The organism is Serratia sp. BNK-4 (genome assembly GCF_048685115.1).
Taxonomy (GTDB): Bacteria; Pseudomonadota; Gammaproteobacteria; order Enterobacterales; family Enterobacteriaceae; genus Serratia; species Serratia bockelmannii.
This window is the reverse complement of the sequence record NZ_JBLQTM010000001.1, coordinates 1,818,810-1,840,309: the sequence shown is the minus strand read 5'-3', so window position 1 is coordinate 1,840,309 and position 21,500 is coordinate 1,818,810. Positions and strand designations below refer to the sequence as shown.

Annotated in this window: 21 protein-coding genes; 10 read left to right on the top strand and 11 right to left on the bottom strand. The window is 61.5% G+C overall.

Going from position 1 to position 21,500, the window contains the following annotated elements:
- Positions 1-8 precede the first annotated feature (8 nt).
- The 3 genes from ACMGGW_RS08950 to ACMGGW_RS08940 form a co-directional block, all read right to left on the bottom strand.
- Positions 9-1,010, bottom strand: coding sequence for a substrate-binding domain-containing protein (locus ACMGGW_RS08950; RefSeq protein WP_197831928.1), 1,002 nt, complete (start codon positions 1,008-1,010; stop codon positions 9-11).
- Between the two features lie 69 nt (positions 1,011-1,079).
- Positions 1,080-1,637: a HutD family protein gene (locus ACMGGW_RS08945; protein WP_197770143.1), complete on the bottom strand. Its 558-nt coding sequence runs from the start codon at positions 1,635-1,637 to the stop codon at positions 1,080-1,082.
- Positions 1,637-3,007, bottom strand: coding sequence for a formimidoylglutamate deiminase (locus ACMGGW_RS08940; protein ID WP_025302565.1), 1,371 nt, complete (start codon positions 3,005-3,007; stop codon positions 1,637-1,639). The genes ACMGGW_RS08945 and ACMGGW_RS08940 overlap by 1 nt, the downstream gene beginning before the upstream one ends.
- 180 nt (positions 3,008-3,187) lie before the next feature.
- Between ACMGGW_RS08940 and hutC the strand changes: the two genes are divergently transcribed.
- The 4 genes from hutC (at position 3,188) to ACMGGW_RS08920 (ending at position 7,905) form a co-directional block, all read left to right on the top strand.
- Positions 3,188-3,943 carry a histidine utilization repressor gene (gene hutC, locus ACMGGW_RS08935; RefSeq protein ID WP_049204077.1) on the top strand — a complete coding sequence of 252 codons (756 nt, stop codon included), beginning with the start codon at positions 3,188-3,190 and terminating at the stop codon, positions 3,941-3,943.
- 157 nt (positions 3,944-4,100) lie between these two features.
- Positions 4,101-5,324: an imidazolonepropionase gene (gene hutI / locus ACMGGW_RS08930; protein ID WP_151428455.1), complete on the top strand. Its 1,224-nt coding sequence runs from the start codon at positions 4,101-4,103 to the stop codon at positions 5,322-5,324.
- The gene (hutG, locus tag ACMGGW_RS08925) at positions 5,321-6,124 is read left to right on the top strand and encodes an N-formylglutamate deformylase (RefSeq protein WP_025302562.1); all 804 of its coding nucleotides are present in this window, start codon (positions 5,321-5,323) and stop codon (positions 6,122-6,124) included. The genes hutI and hutG overlap by 4 nt, the downstream gene beginning before the upstream one ends.
- A gap of 245 nt (positions 6,125-6,369) precedes the next feature.
- On the top strand, positions 6,370-7,905 hold the full coding sequence (locus tag ACMGGW_RS08920; RefSeq protein ID WP_060432924.1) for a serine hydrolase domain-containing protein: 1,536 nt from the start codon (positions 6,370-6,372) through the stop codon (positions 7,903-7,905).
- Between the two features lie 3 nt (positions 7,906-7,908).
- Here ACMGGW_RS08920 and ACMGGW_RS08915 read toward each other — a convergent pair whose 3' ends face one another.
- The gene (locus tag ACMGGW_RS08915) at positions 7,909-8,439 is read right to left on the bottom strand and encodes a chorismate mutase (protein WP_049204074.1); all 531 of its coding nucleotides are present in this window, start codon (positions 8,437-8,439) and stop codon (positions 7,909-7,911) included.
- 115 nt (positions 8,440-8,554) lie between these two features.
- Entirely contained in the window at positions 8,555-9,040 is a 486-nt protein-coding gene (locus tag ACMGGW_RS08910; protein WP_025302560.1) for an anti-virulence regulator CigR family protein, read from the bottom strand.
- Positions 9,041-9,482: 442 nt separating this feature from the next.
- Between ACMGGW_RS08910 and ACMGGW_RS08905 the strand changes: the two genes are divergently transcribed.
- A complete protein-coding gene (locus tag ACMGGW_RS08905) occupies positions 9,483-9,662 on the top strand; it encodes a hypothetical protein (RefSeq protein WP_025160261.1) in 180 nt (59 codons plus the stop codon).
- Between the two features lie 52 nt (positions 9,663-9,714).
- On the opposite strand, the gene ACMGGW_RS08900 is transcribed toward ACMGGW_RS08905, so the two are convergent.
- Entirely contained in the window at positions 9,715-10,596 is an 882-nt protein-coding gene (locus tag ACMGGW_RS08900; protein ID WP_004941293.1) for a nucleoside-specific channel-forming protein Tsx, read from the bottom strand.
- A 356-nt stretch (positions 10,597-10,952) separates the two neighbouring features.
- A complete protein-coding gene (locus ACMGGW_RS08895; RefSeq protein WP_197831927.1) occupies positions 10,953-11,594 on the bottom strand; it encodes an HD domain-containing protein in 642 nt (213 codons plus the stop codon).
- A gap of 115 nt (positions 11,595-11,709) precedes the next feature.
- On the opposite strand from ACMGGW_RS08895, the gene ACMGGW_RS08890 reads away from it, so the two are divergent.
- Positions 11,710-12,690 carry a GlxA family transcriptional regulator gene (locus tag ACMGGW_RS08890; protein ID WP_089180817.1) on the top strand — a complete coding sequence of 327 codons (981 nt, stop codon included), beginning with the start codon at positions 11,710-11,712 and terminating at the stop codon, positions 12,688-12,690.
- A gap of 2 nt (positions 12,691-12,692) precedes the next feature.
- Here ACMGGW_RS08890 and ACMGGW_RS08885 read toward each other — a convergent pair whose 3' ends face one another.
- The 4 genes from ACMGGW_RS08885 to ACMGGW_RS08870 all read right to left on the bottom strand — a co-directional run bounded on the left by ACMGGW_RS08885 (position 12,693) and on the right by ACMGGW_RS08870 (position 17,121).
- A complete protein-coding gene (locus tag ACMGGW_RS08885; protein WP_025302556.1) occupies positions 12,693-12,965 on the bottom strand; it encodes a hypothetical protein in 273 nt (90 codons plus the stop codon).
- A 73-nt stretch (positions 12,966-13,038) separates the two neighbouring features.
- Entirely contained in the window at positions 13,039-13,932 is an 894-nt protein-coding gene (gene yddG, locus ACMGGW_RS08880) for an aromatic amino acid DMT transporter YddG (protein WP_025302555.1), read from the bottom strand.
- Positions 13,933-14,023: 91 nt separating this feature from the next.
- Complete coding sequence (locus ACMGGW_RS08875; protein ID WP_025302554.1) at positions 14,024-15,394, bottom strand: APC family permease; 1,371 nt, start codon at positions 15,392-15,394, stop codon at positions 14,024-14,026.
- A 308-nt stretch (positions 15,395-15,702) separates the two neighbouring features.
- The gene (locus ACMGGW_RS08870) at positions 15,703-17,121 is read right to left on the bottom strand and encodes a glutamine synthetase family protein (RefSeq protein ID WP_025302553.1); all 1,419 of its coding nucleotides are present in this window, start codon (positions 17,119-17,121) and stop codon (positions 15,703-15,705) included.
- A gap of 219 nt (positions 17,122-17,340) precedes the next feature.
- Between ACMGGW_RS08870 and puuD the strand changes: the two genes are divergently transcribed.
- Genes puuD through ACMGGW_RS08850 form a run of 4 tightly spaced genes read left to right on the top strand, consistent with a single transcriptional unit; the run spans position 17,341 to position 21,460 of the window.
- Positions 17,341-18,102: a gamma-glutamyl-gamma-aminobutyrate hydrolase gene (gene puuD / locus ACMGGW_RS08865; protein WP_420279328.1), complete on the top strand. Its 762-nt coding sequence runs from the start codon at positions 17,341-17,343 to the stop codon at positions 18,100-18,102.
- On the top strand, positions 18,099-18,656 hold the full coding sequence (puuR, locus tag ACMGGW_RS08860) for an HTH-type transcriptional regulator PuuR (RefSeq protein ID WP_016928041.1): 558 nt from the start codon (positions 18,099-18,101) through the stop codon (positions 18,654-18,656). The genes puuD and puuR overlap by 4 nt, the downstream gene beginning before the upstream one ends.
- 15 nt (positions 18,657-18,671) lie before the next feature.
- Positions 18,672-20,168, top strand: a complete 1,497-nt coding sequence (gene puuC / locus ACMGGW_RS08855) for an aldehyde dehydrogenase PuuC (RefSeq protein ID WP_148123359.1) — start codon at positions 18,672-18,674, stop codon at positions 20,166-20,168.
- 11 nt (positions 20,169-20,179) lie between these two features.
- A complete protein-coding gene (locus ACMGGW_RS08850; protein WP_025302550.1) occupies positions 20,180-21,460 on the top strand; it encodes an NAD(P)/FAD-dependent oxidoreductase in 1,281 nt (426 codons plus the stop codon).
- Positions 21,461-21,500 lie beyond the last annotated feature (40 nt).

Sequence of the window (21,500 nt, the reverse complement as noted above, 5' to 3'; positions counted from 1 at the left end):
CGGTGTGGCTACAGCGAACCACGCTCCAACAGCGGGCAAGGCACTTTCACCGTATCACGCTGTTCCCGCCGCTCAATCACATGCAGCGCCGCAAGACGGCCCAACTCGTAATGCGGCAGCTGCACCGTCGTCAATGCCGGCAGGAACAGCTCACCGGTGCCGACCATATTGTCGTAGCCCAGCACCGCCACCTGTTGCGGTATCCGCCATCCTTGCGCCAGCAATATCTGATACACCAGAAACGCTATCCGATCGTTTCCGCACACCACGACATCGCAATCGCGCCGTTCTGCTGAGAAATGCCGCTCCAGCAACGCGACGCAGTCGCGATAGCTTTGATCGCCGGCGCTCAGATCGAGATGATACTGCCGCAGCTGTTCAACATCGCGCCCCGCTTCGCGCCAGGCGCGTTCCAGACCGCGGCGGCGCAAGCCCGCCGCCAGCGTATCCGCCGGTAAATGAATGCACAATGGCGCGCGATAGCCTTTGGCGATCAGCGCGCGCGTGGCGTCATACTGCCCTTGCTCATCATCAGGAATGTAGCTGGCGATCGCATGCGCCGGGCTGACGCAGTTGGCCAGCACCAGCTTTTTGTCCAGCAGTTTGGCCGGTAGCGTCACCTCACGCAGCCCCATCGTGGTGAATATCACTCCATCCGGTCGATGCGCCAACAGCAGATCGACGGTCTGTTCGGCGTTGTCGTCGGCAAACAGGTTGACGACGAAACTGTTCCAGCCGCGCTCACGCGCGGTTTTTTCAATCGACAGGATCATTTCCACCGAGAACGGCGTCGTGGCGGTGTCCAGCGCCAGCACGCCGAGCGTCTGCACGCGATTTCCGTCACCGCGAATACGCCGCGCCGACAGATCCGGCACGTAGTCTAACTGGTCGATCGCCTGTTTGACGCGGTGATAGGTTTCCGGCCGCAGCTTGCCGGGTTCATTGATGGCGCGAGACACCGTCATCAACGAGACTCCGGCAAGTTTTGCGACGTCTTTCAGCGAAGCCATGCGCCCTTCTTTATGATTAATGGGGAAAAGTGAATAATCCCATAACCGGGCGCAGGACTCTACTCTGCGTTAGCAGGCTGTGATGTTCGCCCACAGGATCGCGCCGTCGGCCGTCAGCGGCGCCACTTCGCCGCCCGCCGCCGTCCACCAGACACCCTCGCGCGCCCGCAGTTCGCCGCCCTCCGGCAGCGACCAAACGCCGCTCAGCACATACAGCACGCCCGCCCGGTTGGGTGACAGGGTGACGGGCGCCGTGCTGCGCCGCACCTCGGCCGCCTGCCGGCCGCGGCGTGTCATGATGTTGAAATCCTGACTGGCGCCGCCCAGCAGCGTCGCTTCCAGCGCCACGTCGCCGGAAAAGGCGAACGGCTCCCCGATACGCGCCAACTGATGGTCGACATGCCCGGCGCTGAACAGCCGCACGCCGTCGCCTTCCAGCAACGTTATCGAACGATCGATGCCCGCAAAGGCGGAAAACGGCCCGTCCTGCGCGATGGTGGCGATACTGGCGCGCCAGTCGAAATCCGGCTCGCCCGGCGGCCAGCTGACGATTTCACGGGTTTCCCCACCGCCGTTGCGCCACGGGCTGACCGGCAGCGCGGCGAAGTTAAAACGGGTCAGGCTCATTACGCCTCCTGCTGAAAGGTTTTCAGCACCTGCAGGAACTCTGCGCTGCTCTGCTGTTGCAGCGCGTGCCGCCCCTGCTCGATCACCTGCCGGCCACCGACGAACACGTCGCGAATTTGCTCCTTGCCGCCGGCGAACAGCCAGCGATTGAGGATCGAGGCATCCGGCGCCGCCGCCAAATACGGATCGTCGCCGTCCAGCACCAGCCAGTCGGCGCGATAGCCGCTCTGCAACCGGCCGATCGGCGCGCCGCACGCCTGCGCGCCGCCCTGCAGCGCCTGCAGGTACAGCACATCGCCCACCGCCGACTGTTCCGGTGTCGTCAGGCGATTACGACGCTGATCGCGCAGCCGCTGGCCGTATTCAAACCAGCGCAGCTCTTCCACCACGTTGAGCGAAACGTGGCTGTCGGAACCGATGCCCCAGCGCCCCTGCTGCTGCAGGTAAGCGTCGCCAGGGAAAATGCCGTCGCCGAGGTTGGCTTCGGTGGTCAGGCACAGGCCGGCCACCGCGCGGCTGCGCGCCAGCGCTTCCAGCTCGTCGCGATCCAGATGGGTGGCGTGCACCAGACACCAGCGCTGATCGACCGGCAGGTGGTCATACAGCCAGGCCACCGGGCGCTGTCCGCTCCACGCCAGACAGTCGTTCACCTCTTTTTGCTGCTCGGCGATATGAATATGCACCGGCAAGGTGCGATCCGACGCGGCCAAAATCTGCTGCATCTGCCCCAGCTCCACCGCACGCAGCGAGTGGAAGCACAGCCCCTGGTTCTGCAACGGGCGATCCGCCAGCTGACGGGCAATCACCTGCTGCTGATGCAGATAGCTTTCGGCATCCTGGATAAACCGTTTCTGCCCCGGCTGGGCCGGCTGGGCGCCAAAACCGGCGTAGCTGTACAGCACTGGCAGCATAGTCATGCCGATGCCGGCCTGATGCGCGGCCTCGCTGAGGCGGCCGGTCATCTCACCGCGATCGGCGTAAGGCTTGCCGTCGGCGTCGTGATGCAGGTAGTGGAATTCGGCCACCTGGGTATATCCGCCCTTGAGCATTTCGATATACAGTTGACGGGCGACTACCTCCACCTGCTCCGGCGTCAGGCGCTGCACCAGGCGGTACATCAGATCGCGCCAGGTCCAGAAGCTGTCCTGCGGGTTGCCCGCCACTTCCGCCAACCCGGCCATCGCGCGCTGAAAGGCGTGGGAGTGCAGGTTCGGCATGCCCGGCACCGCATCGCCATGCAGCCGAATGCAGCCTTGCGGCTCAGCGTTGGCGGTAACTTGAGTCAGATAACCTTGCGCATCGACGTCCAGCCGGACGTTATGCGCCCAGCCCTCAGGGAGCAAAGCGCGTGGGGCAAAATAAGCAGGCATGGCAGTATTCCACGGTTAATGTAACGGCGAATAAGGCGCGGCGATGGCGCGTCTTCAGGAATTTTTGGCGGTCGCCGGCAAGTTTCTGGCGCGACGGCCACTAGTTGTATATACATATACATACGCCGACATCAACAGTAAACTGGTGTTATTATTTTTTTATTTGACGAGGTTAACATCGTGGCTGAACAACAGACCGTGTTACAACTGGCGGCTGCAATGAGCGATGCCCCCGCCCCGATCTACCAACGGGTCAAACAGGCGATCGTGAATCAAATCCGTGCGGGGCACTGGCAACCGCACCAGCGCGTGCCCTCCGAAAGTGAACTGGTGGCGGAACTGGGCGTCAGCCGCATGACCATCAACCGCGCGCTGCGCGAGCTGACCAGCGAAGGTTTTTTGATTCGCATGCAGGGCGTCGGCACCTTCGTCGCCGAAGCCAAGGCGCACACCGCGCTGCTGGAAGTGCACAACATCGCCGATGAGATCGCCGCGCGCGGTCATCGCCACAGCAGCAAGATCCTCGAGCTGAAGGCCCGCCCGGCCAGCGAGGAAGAGGCGGCGGCGCTCGGCATCCAGCCCGGCCAACGGCTGTTCTACTCCCAGATCGTGCATTACGAAAACGACGTGCCGGTGCAGGTGGAAGACCGCTGCGTCAATCCGCTGGTGGCGCCGGATTACCTGAAGCAGGATTTCGACCGCGTCACGCCCTACGCCTATCTGACGCAGGCCGCGCCGCTGACCGCCGGCGAACACATCGTCGAAGCGGTGATCCCCACCCGGCGCGAACGCGAGCTGCTGCAGCTGGAGGACCACGAACCCGGCCTGCTGATCCATCGCCGCACCTGGTCCGGCAAAACCGTGGTGACCTCGGCCCGGCTGCTGTACCCCGGCAGCCGTTATCAACTGTTCGGCCGCTTCACCAGCGAAGTCTGATCCCCGGCGGGCGCGCCCTGCGCCCGCATCTCCGCGGTCGATCACATCCTGATAACAAAATCTCTCCCGCCTCTTGTGACATCCCGGTGAATGCGTTAGGTTGTTTTTAATTGTATATACAACCATGTGGGAGCTGCGGCTCCGGCGGAGGAAAGCAATGACGTCTGAGATTCACTGCGACAGCCTGTGGCACGGCGCCGATATCGTCACCATGCGCGACGGCAACTATCACACCCTGACCGACGGCGCGATCGCCGTACGCGACGGCAAGATCGTCTGGATTGGCGAACATGCGGCGCTGCCGCCCGGCCTGATCGCGGACGAAACGGTGAAATTCGACGGCGGCATCATCACCCCCGGCTTTGTTGATTGCCACACGCACCTGGTGTTCGGCGGCAACCGCAGCGGCGAGTTCGAACAGCGGCTGAACGGCGTAAGCTACGCCGACATCGCCGCACAGGGCGGTGGCATTATCTCCACCGTGAAAGCCACCCGCGAGGCCGACGAAGCGCTGCTGCTGGAGCAGGCGCTGTTCCGCCTGCGTCCGCTGCTGGCGGAAGGCGTCACCTGCGTGGAGATCAAATCCGGCTATGGCCTCAGCCCGGAAAGCGAGCTGAAAATGCTGCGGGTGGCGCGCAAGTTGGGCGAGCGGCTGCCGGTCGAGGTGAAAACCACCTGTCTGGCGGCCCATGCGCTGCCGCCGGAATACGCAAACCGCGCCGACGACTACATCAATCTGGTCTGCGATACCATCATCCCTCAGGCCGCCGCCGCCGGCCTGGCGGATGCGGTTGACGCCTTCTGCGAACACCTGGCGTTCTCACCGGCGCAGGTGGAGCGAGTCTTCGCCGCCGCCGAAGCCGCCGGTTTGCCGGTCAAACTGCACGCCGAGCAACTCTCCGCCCTCGGCGGCAGCACGCTGGCGGCTCGCCATCACGCGCTCTCCGCCGACCATCTCGAATACGCCACCGAGCAAGATGCCCGCGCCATGGGCGACGCCGGCACCGTGGCGGTGCTGCTGCCGGGCGCCTACTACCTGCTGCGCGAAACCCAGTGCCCGCCGGTAGAGCTGTTCCGCAAGCACCACGTGGCGATGGCGATCGCCAGCGACGCCAACCCTGGCACGTCGCCGGCGCTGTCGCTGCGTCTGATGATCAACATGGCCTGCACGCTGTTCCGCCTGACGCCGGAAGAAGCGCTGGCGGGCGTTACCACCCACGCCGCCAAAGCGCTGGGGCTGCAACACAGCCACGGCACGCTGGAAACCGGCAAGGTGGCGGACTTTGTTCACTGGCCCCTGTCGCGGCCGGCGGAACTGGCTTATTGGTTGGGCGGCCAGCTGCCCTGTACGGTGATTTTCCGAGGAGAAGTACGTCAATGACCATTCGCGATCCTTTTAGCTTCCAGACCGGCAGCCTGCCGCTGCTGATCAGCATCCCACACGCCGGCACGCAACTGACGCCGGCGGTCGAGGCCGGGCTGACCGACGATGCCCGCCCGCTGCCCGATACCGACTGGCACATTCCACAGCTGTACGACTTCGCCCGGGCGATGGGCGCCAGCGTACTGGTCGGCAACTATTCGCGCTTCGTCATCGACCTGAATCGCCCGGCGGACGACAAGCCGCTGTACACCACCGCCACCACCGGTCTGTATCCCGATGTGCTGTTCGACGGCCGCCCAAGCTTCCTGCCGGGCAAAGCGCCGACGGACGAAGAACGCGCCGGCTATCTGCAGCAAATTTGGCAACCTTATCATCAGCAGCTGCAGGACGAGTTGGCACGCCTCAAAGCGCGGCACGGCTATGCGCTGCTGTTCGACGCGCACTCCATCGCCTCGGTGATCCCGCGGCTGTTCGACGGCAAACTGCCGGATCTCAACCTCGGCACCAACGGCGGTGAAAGCTGCGCCCAGGCGCTGAGCGATCGGCTGGTCGCCTGCTGCGAGCAGCAACAGCAGTACACCCACGTGCTGAACGGCCGCTTCAAGGGCGGTTACATCACCCGCGCCTACGGCCAACCGCAGCAGCAACAGCATGCGATCCAGCTCGAGCTGGCGCAGGTCAACTACATGTCCGAACAGTATCCTTTCGCGTTCGAACCGCAGCGCGCCGCCTCGCTGCAGCGCCTGCTCAAGCAGATGATTGAAGGCCTGTTGGACAGCGCCGCCAGACTGAACTGATCCCCTTTACAGGCGCCGCCGGGCGCCTGTTCCTCTCCCTGTCCTTAACCGTAACGTCAGCCGCAATCTGCGCGCTATATCAAAGTTTCGCGTGATTCCCTACTGACTGGTCTAAACAGCGCACAAAACAGCGGCCGACGAAAAACGCGCTGCGCCACAATCAGCCGAAAAGCCCGCGCTCATCGTCAGCGCTGGGCGGCGTGTGGCCGAGCTGGCCCGTTTCGAACCATCACTCTGGAGGCCCTATGTCTGTAACACCGTTAAACTGGCGCGCTGCCGGCGCCCTCGCCGAACAATTGCTGGCCGGCTGGCAACGGCGTGGCGAACCCGGCGGCGCCATCACCCTGTTTGACGCCGAACAACTCCGCGCCACCGCCAGTGCCGGCTTGGCCGATCTGGCGCAGAATACCCCCTTCACCGCCGACAGCGTGGTGCGCTACGCCTCAGTGACCAAGCACATCTTCGCCGCGTTGGCGCTGAACGCCACCGATCGCGCCATTCGACTCGAACAACGCCTGGGCGAACTGCTGCCCACCCTGCAGCCCGCGTTGGCGGACGTTACCGTCGGCCAGGCGCTGGACATGACCGGCGGTCTGCCTGACGTGCGCGAGACGCTCGGTCTGCTGGGCATATCGCTGCATGCCGTCAGCGAGGCGCAGCCGGTGATGCAGTTTGTCGAGGGGCTGGAAAGATTGAACTATGAAGCCGGCAGCGAGATCGCCTACAGCAATACCGGCTATCGGCTGCTGGAGGCCGCGCTGCGCAGCAAAGGGTATGATTTCGACCAACTGGTGCAACAGCACATTGTCCGGCCGCTGCAGGTGCAGATGCAAGCGCCGGAAAGCTGGTTCGACGTGGTGCCAGGGTTGGTGCCGGGTTACTGGCGTGCGGCGCGGGGCTGGCAACACGCCAGCGCCGGTCTGCACCTTTCCGCCTCCGGCAGCCTGACCGGCAGCCTCAACGCCCTCACCCGCTGGCTGCAAACGCTGCTGGCCGACCAGGGCCCCGGCCAGGGCGTGCTGGCGCAACTCGGCGCACCGCGCCGCCTCAATCAGGGTCAGCTCAGCGCCTATGGACTGGGGCTGGCGCAGACGCCGCTAGGCCGCCGCCGCTTGCTCGGCCACGGTGGTTCCCACGCCGGTTACAAAACCTATTTCCTGCTGGCGCCCGATCGCCAGGTCGGCGTTGCGCTGGTGGCCAACCGCGAAGACTGCGACAGTTTCGGGATGGCTTTGCAGGTGATGGCAGCGCTGCTGGGCGAACCTTTGCCGCAGCGCAGCACGGCGATCCCCGACGGTCTCTACGCCACGCTGGCGGAGCCGCACTGGCTGGAGGTCAAAGACGGCAACCTGGCCTATCTGGGCAGCGATGAACCGCTGTATCAGGGCGAAGACGGCTACGCGGTGTCGCTGTCCGCCCATATGCCAATCAAATTGAAGTGGACCGGCGAAGCGGTCGAGGGTGAAGTCGGGCATGTGGCGCGCCGTTTCCTGCCGGTCACGGCCAACGGCGACTGCCTGAAGCATGTGCAGGGGTTGTGGTATCACCCGCACTATCGCACCGCCTTTGAAATTCGCGGCAATCGGGTGCATATTGGCGTCGGCCCGGCGGCGCAGACCGGCACGCTCAGCCCGCTCGGCCAGGGCCGCATGCTGGTGGAGTGCCAGGACGGCCCATGGTTGAAACGCTTTTGCCTCTATTTCCGCGGTTACAACGTGGATCTCATCGCCAACCGCAGCCGGATGCTGACCTTCCGCCGCAGCACCGTCGGCCGCGACTGACGCTCAGCGTGCGCTGCCGGTTCTGACCGCCAGCAGCGCATCCGCCAGCCGCCGCTTGTCGGCGGCGCTGAGATTCACCTGATCCACAGACGCCATAAACGCCGCCTGATCCGCCTCGCCGAGCGGGCCGGTACGCAGTCGCTCCGCCAGCCGTTGCAATATCTGGCTGCTCAGCTGCGCGATCTGTGGGCGCACCTGCGCCAACGGGCGTGGCTGCCAGCCGGGCTCCGGGCTCGCCAGCCAGTCGGCGCGATAGCGGTACTGAATCGCCTTGGCGGCGTCCATCTGCGCGGCGATAAAAGGCCGCACCGACGCCGGCTCCAGCCCCAAACGCCCCGCCTCCGCCTGCGCGCTGGCCAACACCTTCGCCTCCTGCGCCAGGTCTTCGATCGGCAAATGCTGCTGCGCCTTGTAACCGGCAACGTCTTTCATCAACGACAGCCGTTGGTTCACCAGTTCGCCGATGGCGGCAGCGCCGTCTGCCAACGCTGGAAAACTGGTCAAACAGCAGGCTATCAATAACGCCCTGAACATGGCGCCTCCCTTATGATGCAGTGAAAAGGTCAGGCGCCAAGTTCACCACGTCAGCCCTGCGCCGGCAAATAAAAAAGGCCCCGCCGCAGCGAGGCCCGATGAGACCCAACCGGCGTTAGTCGAACACGCCGTTGATGACGGAGGCCACAATCGCGGTGCTGAGTGCGACCAGCACCAGATCGTCGCCGGCGATACGCCACTCATAACCCGGGTACTGCGGCAACTCACGCAGCATCGAGTAAGGCACCACTTTTTTGGCGATGCCCGGCGGCAGCGGTTTACCACGCGCCAGATTCTTGGCGATGCCCGGTGGCAGCGAGCTATAGCCGGTCAGGCCGTAGTTGTGCGCCAGCGAACGGGCGCGGTCGCGCGAAAGGCTGACGGAGACCAGATTATCGTCGTTCCTATAGCCGCCTTTATCTTTATTGCCTTTGTTGCCGTGATTACCGTTGTTGCCATGGTTACCGTTATTGCCGCTGTTGCCATGGCCGTTCCCGTTGCCGTTACCATTGCCGCCTTTGTCGGCCAAGGCCGGGGCGGATGACAACCCCAGCGATGCAATCAGCGCTAACACCGTGAGAGTCGTACGACGTTTGTTCATGTTGTGTATTCCTGCGTGGGTAACTCTGTTGACTATAGCTAGCCTTTTCCAGACAAAGTATAAGGAAAACTCCGAGATAACGGCGCGCTTTTACGGCATTCGCTTTCAAACCTTGTCTCAACGCAAAACGCCTCGAAAATGCCGATGCTTGTCTCAGATTTTTCTTGAAGAAAAATAAGCCTTACGCTAGCGTGGGAAGGTAACAAAAAAGAGTTAGCGTGCTCTTTTTCGTCGCACCTCAAATCTTATTCTTATCATCCATAATGATAATAGCGAACACTTCCCGCCTCTCCGTGCGGGATTCTTTTTCCCGCCGCCGTCGCCCCAATCTGGTGCTTTATGTTGAGATTTGGTTGCCGATAATTTACATTCGCTGTCTGAGAAACCTCAACCTCCCGCGGTGGCCAGGCTGGCAACGGGTGGGCGTTCAGGAGCAAAAGACGTGCAAATGACCCTCATGGAATACATCACTCGACACTTTAACGGCGATCTTCATCGTTACGCGCAGTCGGAAGGCGTCAGCCGTGAACAAATCATTAGTTGGATAAATAATGAATGTCACGTGATCAAAGGCAGGCTGTTTATGCCGGTGAAGCATCTCCCGGTTGAACAAGCACAGTGATGACAAAAAAACCCCGCCAGGCGGGGTTTTCTGTTTCTGATAGCACGGAAAATCAGAAGTTATAGCCGACCACGAGGTAATAACCCCAACCGGTAGACTTGATCGGGCCCTGCGGGGTACCGATATCCGCGCCATCCTGCCACTGGCCGCCGTTATGGAAATAACGCGCCACGAAAGAATAGTGCCAGTGATCGTAGTTCAGCGCCAAAATGTGGCTGGAGGCGATAGAGTTGCTGGTGCGCACCTGTTTGCCGGTGCCGTCAACCCAATGGCTGTCCTTGCCCAAATCGGAACCGAAATCGAAGTTGGTGAAGCCGATATAGCTCAGGTTGCCGCCCCACACCTGGGTCAGCGGCACGAAGTATTTCACCTTGAAGCGGTAACCGTCCCAGCTGTTCTCGTTGGCAGCCTGGTAGTTTTCCCACTGGTATTTGGCATAGATGTTCATCGACAGGCTCATCGGCAGGCCGGTGTCGATATCGGTGCCCAGACCCATGTACCAGGTGTTTTGACGACCGTCGGCGTTGTGGCCCAGGTCATAGATGTAGTTGTTGGCGAAGTACCACTCTTTGAACGGACCGAAGCTCAGATCGGTGCCGGTCAGCTTGTCGATGGAGAAGCGCGGTTCAATCTCCATAAACAGCGGGGAGCCTTTGTCCCAGATGCCGCGATCCGGGGTATTGCCCACGCCGAAGAACTTCGGCACGTCAACGTAACCGTAGAAGTCGAACCAGTCTTTCTTGGCGAAGGCTTCGTATTCGAGATACACGTCGTTATTCAGCTGCGGTCCGAAACGGGTGTGGTAGCTGCCCACCACGTTAACGCTCTGGTGCCACCAGTCGGAGACATATTGACTGTCTTTGCTATCAGCCATTGATGATGCACTGTAAGACGCTGCGAGCAGTACACCTGCTGCGAGAGCTATTTTTTTCATTTTATTACCACATGCTTAAAGGGCCATTTCCTGCCCGTTTAGAAAAGATGACAATGAGTCTGCCGACACCTGGCGTTGTCTTCACACAGAAACTCGGATGACGCGCGCATTATAGAAACCACTGACTGTAAGAATCTGTGATCCAGTTACGCATTTCGCGAATAGGTAATCGATTGCGTTCACATTTGTCAAATTATGTTTCATTCAAATTCACATTCGCTGTGATTTTTGTCATGCACATCGATTTTTAGCGCAGTTTTTGAGCCAACTGTCATCAACCGGCAATGAAGAGGAGTACGGCATTCAAGCGGGAAATGCCGGCGAAAACTCGCCGGCGAGAGAGAAGCGGCAGCCGATCACGCTGGCCACATCGAACGACGAATGAGGCTGCAAAAATTACCGCGAACAAAGCTCGGTTCCTTATCCGCCAGCACGTCCGCTTTGACGTTGCCGAAGGTGCTGTCCGGCTTATGTCGAATCCCGTCGTAAAACGACTGAATAATCGCTTCCTTGAAGTTTGCCCCGCGGGGATGCAACTCCACTACCCGCTCTCGCAGCGTCGCGTCATAGCCCTGGTAATTGATCCCTAACACATCCATCTCTACCCCCGCGGTCACCAGCGCAATCAGCGGGTGCATGTATTCCGGGATCCCCGGCGTGGTGTGTAACGCGATCGCCGTCCATACCCGATCGATATCCTGACGGCTGACCCCGTGCCCGCGTAAAAACTCGGCCGCCGCATCGGCGCCATCCACTTCGAAACGTTTGTCGCAGCTGCAGTGATCGTGCGTCAGTCCCATATCGTGAAACAGGCAGCCGACGTACAGCAGTTCAGGATCGTAAGCCAGCTTGCGCTGCTGCCCCGCCAGCGCCGCCCAGTAATACACCCGGCTGGAGTGGTGAAACAGCAGATCTGATTCGGTGTCGCGCACTAACTCGGTCGCCTGACGCGCCATCGCGCTATCCGGCACGCTGATGCCGTTGATGGTTAAACTCATAACTTGATTCTCCCGTTGTCTGGAACCCGGTTAGATTAGGCGTTACACTGAATGTCCTCAATTGCCATTAATCAACGATTAGGGACATCCCCCATCCATCGGGATATCGCATGCCATGAGTAAAACCATCGCTATTCTCGCCGTGCCACAGGTGCAGCTGCTGGACGTTTCCGGTCCGCTGGATGTTTTCGCCGAGGCCAATCTGCAAGCCGGCTATGCCGCCTATCATCTGCAGGTAGTCGGAAAGACGCTGGCGCCGATCGTGTCCTCATCCGGCGTCAAACTCGTGCCGGATCTCGCCATCACCCAATGGCGTGAACAGGCGCTCGACACGTTGCTCATCGCCGGTGCACCGGGTATCGCCGACGGCGAAAGCGAAACACGCACGCTGGACTGGCTACGCAGAGTGGTACCCCGCACTCGCCGCTACGGCTCGGTGTGCAGCGGCGCTTTTCTGCTGGCGGAGGCCGGCCTGTTGGATGGGCGGCAAATCACCACCCACTGGGCGGTAGCCGATCAATTGTGTCGCCGCTATCCTCAGGTCACGGTGGATAAAGACGCCATTTATGTGCGTGACGGGCGCCTGCAGACTGCCGCTGGCGTGACCTCAGGGCTGGATCTGGCGCTGATAATGGTGGAAGACGATTTAGGGCGTGAGATCGCGCAGCGGGTCGCGGCCCAGCTGGTGATGTTTTTCCGCCGTCCCGGCGGGCAGATGCAATTCAGCTATCGGGAACAGGCGACCCTGGCCGGGCGCTCAATGCTGCAGGAAGTGCAACGCTGGGCGATAGACAATATCGGGTTACCGCACAACGTAGCCAGCCTGGCGGAACGCGCCGGCGTCACCCCGCGGCATTTCAGCAGGCTGTTCGGCAACGAGGTCGGCACCTCTCCCGCTAAATGGCTCGAGGAAGCCCGCATCGCCGAAGCGCGCAGGTTATTGGAGCTCGGCGTATTGGCGCCAAAACAGGTGGCGGCGCATTGCGGTTTTTCCAGTGCAGAGCTGATGCGGCGGGCATTTATCCGCCGGCTGGGGGTAACGCCGGCGGACTATCGAAAAATGTTTCTCGGTAAACAACTGCGGCGCGAAAGCTGAGATCAGTTTACCGCCGGCACCGCCTTGGCGATGTTTTCCTGGCGGAACGCCACCTCTTCGCCGTTTTTCACCTCCCAGTTGGCAACCGGAATGTCGGTCTTGGGCGCCGCCGCGACGACCGAACCGTAAATCAGCTTGTCGTCGCGGCGCAAAATATAAACGTCGAGCTGATATTCGTGCCGCAGATTCGCCGTGGTCAGGCGCACGGTATCGCCGCGCTCATAGTGATGCACGTCGATTTCAGGCTGTTGAATAAATTGAATGTCGCTTCTCATCGTCGTCGTTCCTTCAGGCAACATGGCTAGTTAAATTCTAGTTCAACATTGCGCCGACGGCGGATAATTTCCGTTAATTTCCGCGAGTTGCCCGCCAACAGATCAGCGAGCCAAGCGTGACCATCGCTACGCCCTGCCAGAAATTGGCGGTCAGCGAGGTATGCAACACCAGCGCGGCGAACACCGCCGACAGCACCGGGGTGAAATAAGAGACGGTGGCCAGCAGCGTCATGTTGCCGTGCAAAATGCCAACGTTCCAGGCGGCATACCCCGCCCCCATCGCCACTCCGGCGCACAGCAGCGTTACGGTCACGCCAGCGCTGAACTGCATGCCGCTTTCTGCGCTGAAGGCATACTTCAACCACAGCGCCAGCGCGGTCAGCACGATGAACAGCACCACACCGTTGCTGCCCTGGGCGATCTTCTTGGTCAGGTTGCAATACAGCGCCCAGATCACTGCGCCACTGAACGCCAGCGTATAGCTGAGCGGATTGCTGCGCACGTTGGCCAGCATCTGCGCCGGTGACCAGCCGCCCTCGCCGCTCATGATCCAGCCGATGCCGAACAGCGACAGCAGCAGTCCCGGCAGCAGCCACCATTTCGCCTTTTGGCCGTTGAGCGCCAGCGCCATCAGCACGGTGAAACAGGGCCACAGGTAGTTGATCATGCCCACTTCTATCGCCTGCAGGCGGGTATTGGCGTAGCCGAGCGACAGCGACAGGCAGATCTCGTAGCTGACGAACAGCAGGCTGCCGACGATCAGATAAGGCCGCGGAAAGCTGCGCCATTTCGGCACGCCGAGCGCCACCAGCAAAAACACCGCGCTGACGCTGTAGATCATCGCCGCGCCGCCGATCGGCCCCAGCCCTTCGCTGACGCTGCGAATAAGGCCAACCACGCTGCTCCACAGCACAATGGCCAACAAACCGAACAACGTGGCGCGGGTACGCGAGGGCAAAGCGGGCATAAGACAGGTCCAATGGGTTATTTTTTATCAGGTTTTTCACTCTACTGCCGCACGTGCCAAAAAGAAAGGCGGGATACTCCCGCCTGTGAATTTATTGCTGCGGTTGCCGCTCCAACTGCGGCGGCGGCTGGCGAAAGCGTCGGGTCAGCCAGGCCAAATAGCCGAAGCCCAGTGTCGCCCAGATCAGCCCCATGGTCAGCGAGCTTTTCTCCAGGTTCAGCCACAGCACCCCCACCGTCAGCGCCCCCACCAACGGCAGGAACAGGAAGTTGAAGCGATCCTTCCAGCTTTTGTTGCGCCCTTCGCGAATGAAGAAGTGGCTGATCACCGACAGGTTAACGAAGGTAAAGGCTACCAGCGCACCAAAGTTGATCAGCGCCGTGGCGGTCACCAGATCGAACGACAGCGCTGACAGCGCCACCAGCCCGACCATCAGCACGTTCAGCGCCGGGGTGCGCCATTTGGGGTGGATATAGCCGAAGAATTTCTCCGGGAACACGTTGTCACGCCCCATCACGTACAGCAGGCGCGATACGCTGGCGTGCGACGCCAGGCCGGAGGCCAGCGTGTTGATGAAGGTCACGCACAGGAAGATCGACTGGAACAGCTTGCCGCCGACGTACAGCGCGATCTCCGGCAGCGCGGCGTCGGGCTGGTGAAAGCGTTGAATGGACGGGAAAAACAGCTGAATGAAGAACGAGACGCTGATAAAGATCACCCCGCCGTACAGCGCGGTCAGGAAGATGGCGCGCGGGATCACCTTGGCGGCGTCGGGCGTCTCTTCACACAGCGTGGTGACCGCGTCAAAACCGAGGAACGAGAAGCACAGAATAGTCGCGCCGGTAATGATCGGCAGCAGATGCGCATTCTCGCTGAGGAACGGCCGCAGGCTCCACACCGTGCCCATCCCCTCGCCGTTGTGCAGGCCGCGCACCACCAGATAGATGAACACCAGAATGATCGCCACCTGCGCCAATACGAACAGGGTATTGAAGTTGGCCACCAAATTGACGCTTTTCAGGTTGATGGCGGTGATAAGGATAACGAAGCCCACGACCCACACCCAGGGCGGCACTTCCGGGAACAGCGCGGTCAGGTAAATCTTCGCCAGCAGCGTATTGATCATCGGCAGGAACAGATAATCAAGCAGCGATGACCACCCCACCAGAAAACCGACGTGCGGGTTGATCGCCTTCTGCGCATAGGTATAAGCAGAGCCGGCGGTGGGAAACTGGCGCACCAGTTTGCCATAGCTGATGGCGGTGAACAGCACGCCGGCCAGCGCCAGCAGATAGGAGGTCGGCACATGGCCGTCGGTGAGGCCGGAGACGATCCCGAAGGTGTCAAACACCGTCATCGGCGTCAGATAGGCCAGGCCCATCATCACCACCTGCCACAGCTTGAGGGATTTGCGCAGCTGCGGTTTGCCCGCCGGGCCGCCGTCGATGGCTTTAATCGTCATGGCATTTCCCCTCTTGGTCCTCTGCTGTCAACCGTGCAACGTCATTCAGAGAGGCCGCAGGGAAACTGCTGCTCAGGCGGCGGTAAAAACGGGTTGGTATCGCTGTCGGGCGGCCGGCGACCGGCCCGTAGGCACTGCGGCACAGACAAACGTCTGCGCAGGGGGCTGACTGAGTCATGGTTATTTCCTCGTCGGCGTCCTGTACGCCGTGATAGAAGAAATTCTGTACCGCAGCGCGCAGCCTCGCCGGCCACAGGAGAGCCGATGAAATGCGCCGGACGCGCGCGGTAGTCGCAGGGTGAGCGGTATCAGGCGTTTTTCAACATCCACTCGATTTCGGTTTCGGTGATCAGGCGCTCGAACTGCACCAGCTCATCAGTTTTGCAGGCCAGATAGACGTGGCTGAAGCGTTCGCCCAACAATGCATTGAGCACCGGCTGATGTTCGAACTCGTACAGCGCGTCACTCTGGCGGATCGGGAACGGCAGCCCGTCCTGCTCCAGACCGTTGCCGGTCACCGGCTCAGGCAGCGGCAATGCGGTTTCCAGGCCATAAACGATGCCGGCCAGAATGGTCGCCATCACCAGATAAGGATTGGCGTCGGCGCCCGCCACGCGATACTCCACGCGGTGGTTGTCGCGATCGCCGCAGGGAATGCGCAGCGCCACGGTGCGGTTGTTATGCCCCCAGGAAGCCTGGGTCGGCACATACATGCCAGGCTGGAAGCGGCGGTAGGCGTTGACGTTCGGCGCCAGCAGCGCCATCGAAGACGGCATCAGGGCGATCATGCCCGCCAGCGCCTGTTTCAGCAGCGCCGAATCTTCGCCGTCATCGTCGGCGAACACGTTGTTGCCCTGCGCGTTCAGCATGCTGATGTGCACGTGCATGCCGCTGCCGGCGTGCTCCTCATACGGTTTGGCCATAAAGGTCGCCTGCATGTTGTGGTTCTCGGCCACCATGCGCACCAGCCGCTTCAGCGCCAGCGCGTGATCGCAGGCCTGCAGCACATCATCAGTATGATGCAGGTTGACCTCGAACTGCCCCGGCGACGCCTCCGCCACCGCGCCGTCCGCCGGAATGCCCTGCAAACGCGCCAGTTCGTCGATCTCGCTCAGCACGTCGGCGAAATGGTTGAGGTTATCGACGGAGTACACCTGGCTTTGGGTGTTGCGCTCTTGCGTGCCCGGCGCGCACGGCGGCTGCAGATAGCCTTCCGCGTCACGTTGACGATCGATGAGATAGAACTCCAACTCTACCGCTACCACGGGGGAAAGCCCGCGCTGACGCAAACGCTGCCACACTCGGTTCAGCACATTGCGCGGTTCAACGTCAAAGGGAGTGCCATCTTCATCCAACATGGTGAGCAGCACCTGCGCGATATATTGCGGGTCCGCCGCCGACGGCGTCAGCGTGCCCGGTACCGGCACGCACACGTGATCCGGCTCGCCCAACTCCTGCCCCAACCCGGCCTCTTCCACCACGTTGCCGAGAATATCCATCGCAAATACCGACGCCGGGAAGTAACAGCCCTTCTCCAGTTTGTTCAGGCCGCCGACCGGGATGCGTTTGCCGCGGAAGCTGCCGTTCAGGTCGGTCAACAGTACGTCGACATGTTGGGTTAACGGATAACGTTCCAGATACTTCTTCACTTCGCGCTGGAACGCGCTACTTCGTCTCTCTTCACTGTGCTGAACAAAGTTTTCCACTTCTACGATGTTGGTCTGCATGGTTCACCCGCCGTTTGTGTTTTGCTGTCGTCGATGTTTATTGACCGTCTTGTTCAATATAATGCCCACAAATGAAACGTAGATGAAACAAATTTGTTTTGCAAGTGTTACTTTTGGTTTGAATATTGCCCAATCGACTGCTAGATTTATAGAATATTGAACGAAATCGGCGGTGGAGAAGCTTATCGTTCATAATTTCGAACGTACCAAGGGGATAGCATGGACAATATATTTAACAGACCAGTCATTGGCGTCGTCATGTGCAGGTATAGGTTAAACGGGCACCTCACACAGACCTTGCAAGAAAAGTACCTGAATGCCGTTATCACCGCCGGCGGCTTGCCGATCGCCCTGCCGCACGCGCTGGCGGAGCCGGAAATGCTGGCGGAGCTGCTGCCGCGCCTCGACGGCATTTTGCTGCCGGGCAGCCCCAGTAATGTGCAGCCGCACCTTTATGGTGAAAACGGCGATGAGCCTGACGCCGATCCTGGCCGAGACGCGTTGAGCCTGGCGCTGATCCGCCAGGCATTCGACAGGCGCATTCCCCTTTTCGCCATTTGCCGCGGCATGCAGGAAATGGTGGTCGCCACTCAAGGCACCCTGCATCGCCGCCTGTACGAACTGCCCGAGCTGCTGGAGCATCGTGAAGATCACGACCTGCCGCTGGAACAGCAATACGCCCCCGCCCACGAAGTCATCGTTCAGGAAGGGGGGCTGCTTTCGCAACTGATACCGGATTGCAACAGATTCTGGGTGAACTCGCTGCACGGCCAGGGTGCCAAAACCCTGGGCGCGAGCGTTCACATCGAGGCGCACGCCGCTGACGGGCTGGTGGAGGCGATCAGCGTGCGCGATCAGCCTTTCGCGCTCGGCGTGCAGTGGCACCCCGAGTGGAACAGCGACGAGTATGCCCTGTCGCGCCTGTTGTTTGATGGTTTCATCACCGCCTGTCGGAACTATCAAAAGGAAAAACGCCCATGAGCGACGTCAGCTTGGCACCGGGAAAACGTCTGTCGCAGATCCGTCAACAATTGGGGTTGTCGCAGCGCCGGGTCGCCGAACTGTCTGGGTTAACCCACAGCGCCATCAGTACTATCGAGCAAGATAAGGTCAGCCCGGCCATCAGCACGCTGCAAAAGTTGCTGACGGTGTACGGTCTGTCGCTGTCGGCGTTTTTCGCCGAGCCGGAAAAACCGGCTGAGCCGCAGATCGTGATAGACAGCGACGACCTGATCGAAATCGGCAGCCAGGGCGTTTCGATGAAGCTGATCCACAACGGCGACCCGAATCGTACGCTGGCAATGATGATCGAGACCTACGAACCGGGCACCACCACCGGCGAGCGCATCAAACACCAAGGGGAAGAGATCGGCACGCTGCTGGAAGGCGAAGTGGTGCTGCAGGTCAACGGCCAGAGCTATCACCTGCTGGCCGGGCAGAGCTACGCCATCAATACCGGCATCCCCCACAGTTTCAGCAACACGTCGGCGCGCATTTGCCGGATTATCAGCGCCCATACGCCGACGACATTCTGATCAACGGAGCCAGGCATGAACTTTCACCACTTGCAGTATTGGCAACAACGGGCGCAGGCCCTGAAGATTGAGCACCAGCTGTTTATCGACGGCCGCTACCAGCCGGCCGCCGCGGGGAAATGTTTCGCCGTGGAAGATCCCGCCGGCCGCCGTGAGCTGGCGCAGGTCGCGCGCGGCGAAGCCGCCGACATCGATCGGGCAGTCAGCGCGGCGCGCGCCGCCTTTGAGCGTGGCGACTGGGCGCAGGCCGCCCCGGCGCAGCGCAAAGCCACGCTGCTGCGTTTCGCCGATCTGATGGAGCAGCATCACGAAGAGCTGGCGCTGCTGGAAACGCTGGACACCGGCAAACCCATCCGCCACAGCCTGCGCGACGACGTGCCGGGCGCCATCCGCTGCATCCGCTGGTACGCCGAAGCGATCGATAAGGTCTACGGCGAAATCGCCCCCACCGGCCGCGAGGCGCTGGCGCTGATCGAGCGCGAGCCGATCGGCGTGGTCGGCGCCATCGTGCCCTGGAACTTCCCGCTGCTGCTGGCCTGCTGGAAACTCGGTCCGGCGCTGGCCGCCGGCAACAGCGTGGTACTCAAACCCTCCGAAAAATCGCCGCTGAGCGCCATCCTGCTCGGCAAACTGGCGCAGCAGGCCGGGTTGCCGGACGGCGTGCTGAACGTGGTGCCCGGCTATGGCCACGACGCCGGCAAGGCGCTGGCGCTGCACCGCGACGTCGATGCCCTCACCTTCACCGGCTCCACCCTGGTGGCGAAACAGCTGATGATTTACGCCGGCGAATCGAATATGAAGCGTGTCTGGCTCGAGGCCGGTGGCAAAAGCGCCAACATCGTCTTTGCCGACTGCCCGGATCTGGATCAAGCCGCCCGCAGCGCCGCCGCCGGCATCTTCTACAATCAGGGGCAGGTGTGCATCGCCGGCACTCGCCTGCTGGTCGAAGCGAGCATTGAGCAAGCGTTCCTGCAGGCGCTGCGCAAACACGCGGCGGCCTTCGTGCCCGGCGATCCGCTCGATCCCGACACGGCGATGGGCACGCTGATCGACAGCGGCCACTGCGAGAAAGTGGCCGGCTATATCGATCGGGGGCTGAGCCAGGGCGCCGCGCTGTTCCTCGACGGGCGCGACCATCCGCAGGGCGACCACGCCGGCTATCTGGGGCCGACCATCCTCACCCGGGTGGACAATGCCATGAGCGTGGCGCGCGATGAAATCTTCGGCCCGGTGCTGGCGGTGACCACCTTCGACGACGAGCAACAGGCGCTGCAGCTGGCCAACGACAGCGACTACGGCCTCGGCGCCGCGGTCTGGACCCGCGATCTGGCGCGCGCGCACCGCATGGCGCGCCAACTGAAGGCCGGCACGGTGTTCGTCAACAACTACAACGACGGCGACATGACCGTGCCGTTCGGCGGCTACAAGCAGAGCGGCAACGGCCGCGACAAATCGCTGCACGCGCTGGACAAATTCACCGAATTGAAAACCACCTGGATCTCGCTGGAATAAGGGCTTATCTCATGACTGAACACGTAAAAAGCTACTATGCGGCCACGGCCAACGCACATCAGCCCTATCCGCAACTGAATGAATCGATCGAATGCGACGTCTGCGTGATCGGCGGCGGCTATACTGGCCTCTCCTCCGCGCTGTTCCTGGTGGAAGCCGGCTATAACGTGGTGGTGCTGGAAGCGGCGCGCATCGGTTTCGGCGCCAGCGGCCGCAACGGCGGCCAGTTGGTCAACTCTTACAGCCGCGACATCGATGTGATTGAAGAGCGTTACGGCGCGGAAAGCGCCCGCCTGCTAGGCAGCATGATGTTCGAAGGCGCGGAGATCATTCGCAGCCGCATCAGCCGCTACGCCATCGACTGCGACTACCGCCCCGGCGGCATCTTCGCCGCCCTGAACAACAAGCAGTTCCATGCGCTGATCGAGCAAAAGCGCAACTGGGAGCGCTACGGCAATACCCAGCTCGAGCTGCTCGATGCGGATCGGGTGCGTCAGGAGGTCGCCAGCGATCGCTACGTCGGCGCGCTGCTCGATCACAGCGGCGGCCACATCCATCCGCTCAATCTGGCGCTGGGCGAGGCCGAGGCGATCCGCCTGCAGGGTGGGCGCATCTTCGAGCAATCGGCGGTGACGAACATTCGCCACGGTGAACCGGCGCTCATCAGCACCGCCAACGGCCAGGTGAAGGCGCGCTTCGTCATCGTCGCCGGCAACGCCTACCTGGGCGATAAGCTGGAGCCGCGGCTGGCCAAGCGCAGCATGCCGTGTGGTACCCAGGTGGTGACCACCGAACCGCTGGCGCCGGAGATAGCGCAGGCGCTGATCCCGCAGAATTACTGCGTGGAGGACTGCAACTACCTGCTGGATTACTACCGCATCACCGCCGATCATCGTCTGCTGTACGGCGGCGGCGTGGTGTACGGCGCGCGCGATCCGGACGACATCGATAACCTGATCCGGCCGAAGCTGCTGAAGACCTTCCCGCAGTTGAAAGGCGTGCGTATCGACTATCGCTGGACCGGCAACTTCCTGCTGACGCTGTCGCGCATGCCGCAGTTCGGTCGGCTGGAGAATAACGTGTACTACATGCAAGGATACAGCGGCCACGGCGTGACCTGCACCCATCTGGCGGGCAAGCTGATCGCCGAGCTGATGCGCGGCGACGCCGAACGCTTCGACGCCTTCGCCAAGCTGCCGCACCTGCCGTTCTTCGGTGGACGCAATCTGCAGATCCCGTTCACCGCCATCGGCGCGGCCTACTACACGCTGCGCGACCGCATCGGCGTCTAAAAACAACAGGCCCGGTCATCCTGGCCGGGCCGGTAGGTTA

Excerpts from the sequence above, each read along its gene's own strand:
- ACMGGW_RS08950 (WP_197831928.1), bottom strand. The coding sequence starts at position 1,010 with ATGGCTTCGCTGAAAGACGTCGCAAAACTTGCCGGAGTCTCGTTGATG.
- ACMGGW_RS08945 (WP_197770143.1), bottom strand. The coding sequence starts at position 1,637 with ATGAGCCTGACCCGTTTTAACTTCGCCGCGCTGCCGGTCAGCCCGTGG.
- ACMGGW_RS08940 (WP_025302565.1), bottom strand. The coding sequence starts at position 3,007 with ATGCCTGCTTATTTTGCCCCACGCGCTTTGCTCCCTGAGGGCTGGGCG.
- hutI (WP_151428455.1), top strand. The coding sequence starts at position 4,101 with ATGACGTCTGAGATTCACTGCGACAGCCTGTGGCACGGCGCCGATATC.
- hutG (WP_025302562.1), top strand. The coding sequence starts at position 5,321 with ATGACCATTCGCGATCCTTTTAGCTTCCAGACCGGCAGCCTGCCGCTG.
- ACMGGW_RS08920 (WP_060432924.1), top strand. The coding sequence starts at position 6,370 with ATGTCTGTAACACCGTTAAACTGGCGCGCTGCCGGCGCCCTCGCCGAA.
- ACMGGW_RS08915 (WP_049204074.1), bottom strand. The coding sequence starts at position 8,439 with ATGTTCAGGGCGTTATTGATAGCCTGCTGTTTGACCAGTTTTCCAGCG.
- ACMGGW_RS08910 (WP_025302560.1), bottom strand. The coding sequence starts at position 9,040 with ATGAACAAACGTCGTACGACTCTCACGGTGTTAGCGCTGATTGCATCG.
- ACMGGW_RS08900 (WP_004941293.1), bottom strand. The coding sequence starts at position 10,596 with ATGAAAAAAATAGCTCTCGCAGCAGGTGTACTGCTCGCAGCGTCTTAC.
- ACMGGW_RS08895 (WP_197831927.1), bottom strand. The coding sequence starts at position 11,594 with ATGAGTTTAACCATCAACGGCATCAGCGTGCCGGATAGCGCGATGGCG.
- ACMGGW_RS08890 (WP_089180817.1), top strand. The coding sequence starts at position 11,710 with ATGAGTAAAACCATCGCTATTCTCGCCGTGCCACAGGTGCAGCTGCTG.
- ACMGGW_RS08885 (WP_025302556.1), bottom strand. The coding sequence starts at position 12,965 with ATGAGAAGCGACATTCAATTTATTCAACAGCCTGAAATCGACGTGCAT.
- yddG (WP_025302555.1), bottom strand. The coding sequence starts at position 13,932 with ATGCCCGCTTTGCCCTCGCGTACCCGCGCCACGTTGTTCGGTTTGTTG.
- ACMGGW_RS08875 (WP_025302554.1), bottom strand. The coding sequence starts at position 15,394 with ATGACGATTAAAGCCATCGACGGCGGCCCGGCGGGCAAACCGCAGCTG.
- ACMGGW_RS08870 (WP_025302553.1), bottom strand. The coding sequence starts at position 17,121 with ATGCAGACCAACATCGTAGAAGTGGAAAACTTTGTTCAGCACAGTGAA.
- puuD (WP_420279328.1), top strand. The coding sequence starts at position 17,341 with ATGGACAATATATTTAACAGACCAGTCATTGGCGTCGTCATGTGCAGG.
- puuR (WP_016928041.1), top strand. The coding sequence starts at position 18,099 with ATGAGCGACGTCAGCTTGGCACCGGGAAAACGTCTGTCGCAGATCCGT.
- puuC (WP_148123359.1), top strand. The coding sequence starts at position 18,672 with ATGAACTTTCACCACTTGCAGTATTGGCAACAACGGGCGCAGGCCCTG.
- ACMGGW_RS08850 (WP_025302550.1), top strand. The coding sequence starts at position 20,180 with ATGACTGAACACGTAAAAAGCTACTATGCGGCCACGGCCAACGCACAT.